Raw genomic sequence first — 3403 nt, forward strand, 5'->3', positions numbered from 1 at the left:
CAGCCAACACGCTTGAAAGGTGGAAGGAGCCTATTCTTTCCTACTTTTTGTGCCCATATACAAATGCCCGGATCGAGGGGACGAATCACAAGATCAAAAACATCAAACGCCGGGCATATGGCTATCGAAATCGAGAATGGTCTCGTTTACGTGTATTTTCGGAGTGTACAGGGAACACTACAGGTAGTCAGGCTGCTTAAGCGCTCCCTTCTTCCGCTATCGGTATGATCGTTGGTCTGTATGCGGAAGAAGGATCCTGACTGATGAACCCATTTCATCCAGCTAACATGTTTCTAGGATTGATTGGAAATCACAGAAAATGGTGAAGACCCCAAAGGAAAAGGTGTCTTCACTATAAGGCACCTTTCTTGTTGCAAATGTAACGATATGATGGTACAACGAAAAACGAAATGACCAAAATGTTCATTTAGTCAAAATAAAGGGTGAACGATTATGTCGGAAAAAAGAAGCAAATTGTTGAAGCGGCAGCGAAGTCATTTTCCCTTTTTGGCTATAAAGCGACAACGATGGATCAAGTGGCGAAAATGGCAAACGTCGGGAAAGGGACGATTTACACGTTTTTTAAAAGCAAAGAAGAACTGCTTGAAGATATCGTTTCGTCCATTATTTCTGAAATTAAGTACGAAGCGAACGAAGCAGTTGACGCTTGCTTGCCGTTTAACGAAAATGTGAAACGGGTGTTACAGCGCATTTTTACGTTTCTCAAGGAGCACGAGTTGACGATCAAACTGTTGCAAGAAGTGCGCGATATCGGTACACCAGCTGTGCGCGATGTGATGAATCGGCTCGATCGCGAAATGATTGCTTTTATTCGTGAGAAAATTGAAGAGGCGATGGCGAAAGGCGAAATTCGCTCGTGCGATGCGGAGTTAACAGCGTTTTTAATGTTTAAGATGTATATCGTGTTACACGTCGACTGGGAAAAAGAACACGAACCGTTGTCGCCACAAAAAATTGCTGAACTGTTTGATTTGTATTTGTTAAAAGGATTATCTCCACGGTGCTCCTTCTCTTTTTGTAACGAATGACTAAATGAACAAAATGGTCAATGTTTTGATAGGGGGTTGAGTGTGTGAACGCATTCAAATTATGGGTGCAAGAAATGAAAATGATCGCCTCGAATCGGAAACTGCTTATTCCGATTGTCGCTGTCTTGTTTATTCCGCTTTTATATAGCGGCATGTTTTTATGGGCATTTTGGGATCCGTACGATCGTTTAGATGAGCTACCTGTCGCTGTTGTGAACAATGACAAAGGAGCGACGTTTGAAGGAAAAGAGCTGCATATCGGCCGAGATCTCGTCGAAAAGCTGAAGGAAAAGAAACAGTTTGATTGGCACTTCGTCAGTGAAGAAGAAGGAAAAAAAGGGTTGAAGGAGCAGCGGTATTATATGCTCATTCAAATTCCTGAAGATTTTTCACAACGTGCGACGACGTTACAAGACGATCATCCGAAAAAGCTTCAGCTCATTTACATGCCGAATGAAGGCTTCAACTTTTTATCTGCCCAAATTGGTGGAACGGCGGTTGAAAAAATAAAAACAGAAGTAGCGAAAACGTTAACCGAAACGTACGCAGAAAACATGTTTGATAAAATAAAAACGTTAGCAGACGGATTAGCGAAAGCGAGTGACGGAGCAAAAACGTTACATGACGGTGTGAAACAAGCAAGCGAAGGGACGAACAAACTGTATGACGGGATGAAACGAGCGCAAGACGCTTCTAATGAATTGCACCGTCATTTAGCGACGCTTGCCGAAAAATCGCTCGTTTTTACGAAAGGTATGCATGAAGCAGCCGATGGCTCAACACAAGTGCAAACAGGTGTTCAAGCTGTTCATGACGGAATAAAGCGGATGGCAGACGGACAAGGACAATTGCTTTCGGGAGCAAAACAAGCGCAAAAAGGGACAACGAAACTTGCTTCAGGAGCAAAGCAAGTGCTCGACGGAACGAAAGCACTTGACGCCCGCATGCCGCAACTGCTCCGAGCATCTGAGCAATTAAGCGGAGGAGCAGAACAGCTTTCAACATCGCTCGCACAATGGCAACAAGGTGCAGAGCAAGTAAAAACGGGAGCGATGACAGTAGCTGGCGGTTTAGATCAATTAGCTGTTCAACTTGATTCACTAATCAAACAAACGTCCGATCCAACGCAAAAAGCAATATATAAGCAGCTGAAACAACATATTGTCCAACTATCACTTGGAAGCAAGAAAGTAGAAAATGGGGTTGCCCAATTAAACGATGGAGCAAAAGCGTTACAATTAGGAGCTACATCATTAAGTAATGGGGCGAAGCAGCTACATGAAGGGCATATAGCATTAAACGGCGGCGTGAAACGACTACTTGCCGGACAACAACAAGTCACAGACGGCATGACTGTGCTTCTCGATGGACAAACGAAGCTTGTTTCGGGTATGAGTATGCTACATGAAAAAATGAAAGAAGCGGAGCGGGGAACAAGTAAATTAGCGGATGGTAGCCAAGCGCTTGCTTCTGGGTTAAAAGTTCTTGTCAATGGTGCGGAGCAGCTGCAAGACGGCGCCCAGCGCTTAGCGGACGGTTCGAAACAATTAACAAATGGAATGAATGAATTATCGACCGGTACGAACAAACTTCAAGATGGCATGAATCAGCTTGCGAGCGGCTCTTTAGAATTAGCGGATAAATTAAAAGAAGGTGCTGAAAAAGCAAGCGATGTGAAGGCAAACGAGGACGTATATAACATGTTTGCTGAACCGGTTAAAGTAAAAGAGGAAAAAATACATGAAGTACCAAACTACGGTACCGGATTTGCGCCATATTTCTTGTCGTTAGGGTTGTTTGTTGGCGCACTGTTGCTTTCGATCGTCTTTTCATTACGGGAACCAGCTGCACCGCCGCGCTCGCCATTTCATTGGTTTTTTGCAAAATTCAGCGTATTAGTCGTCGTTGGCATTGTGCAAGCGCTTCTTGCTGATAGCGTGCTGCTTCTCGGACTTGATTTAGAAGTAAAAAGCGTTCCGTTATTTATCGTATTTAGCATCGTGACAAGCATTACCTTTTTGTCTGTTATTCAATTTCTCGTTACAGTCTTTGGAGATCCGGGACGTTTTATCGGTATCGTCATTTTAGTTTTGCAATTGACGACAAGTGCTGGAACGTTCCCGCTTGAGCTAATTCCGCATGCGCTCCAGCTATTTAACGCATGGTTGCCGATGACGTATTCCGTTTTCGGATTTAAAGCGGTCATTTCGAGTGGAGACTTTTCACTTATGTGGGATCATGTCGGAAAACTACTGATGTTTATTGTCGTTATGATGGCTGGAACGATGACGTATTTTACGATTCAACATCGTCGTCAGTATGAGTAAAATGTTTGTGGGAGGAAGTTAAATCCC

Annotated in this window: 3 protein-coding genes; all 3 read left to right on the top strand. The window is 43.7% G+C overall.

The window, feature by feature from the left end; genetic code table 11:
• Positions 1-200: transposase (locus M4I42_RS16380; RefSeq protein ID WP_268853119.1), on the top strand; the 200-nt coding region annotated here is incomplete at its 5' end.
• Positions 201-443: 243 nt separating this feature from the next.
• Positions 444-1049 (top strand): TetR/AcrR family transcriptional regulator, encoded by a 606-nt coding sequence (locus M4I42_RS16385; RefSeq protein WP_268853120.1) that lies wholly within the window; start codon positions 444-446, stop codon positions 1047-1049.
• Positions 1050-1093: 44 nt separating this feature from the next.
• A complete protein-coding gene (locus M4I42_RS16390) occupies positions 1094-3376 on the top strand; it encodes a YhgE/Pip domain-containing protein (protein WP_268853121.1) in 2283 nt (760 codons plus the stop codon).
• The last annotated feature ends 27 nt before the right edge of the window (positions 3377-3403 follow it).

This window comes from Anoxybacillus sp. J5B_2022 (assembly GCF_026847645.1).
In the GTDB taxonomy this organism is placed as follows: Bacteria; Bacillota; Bacilli; order Bacillales; family Anoxybacillaceae; genus Anoxybacteroides.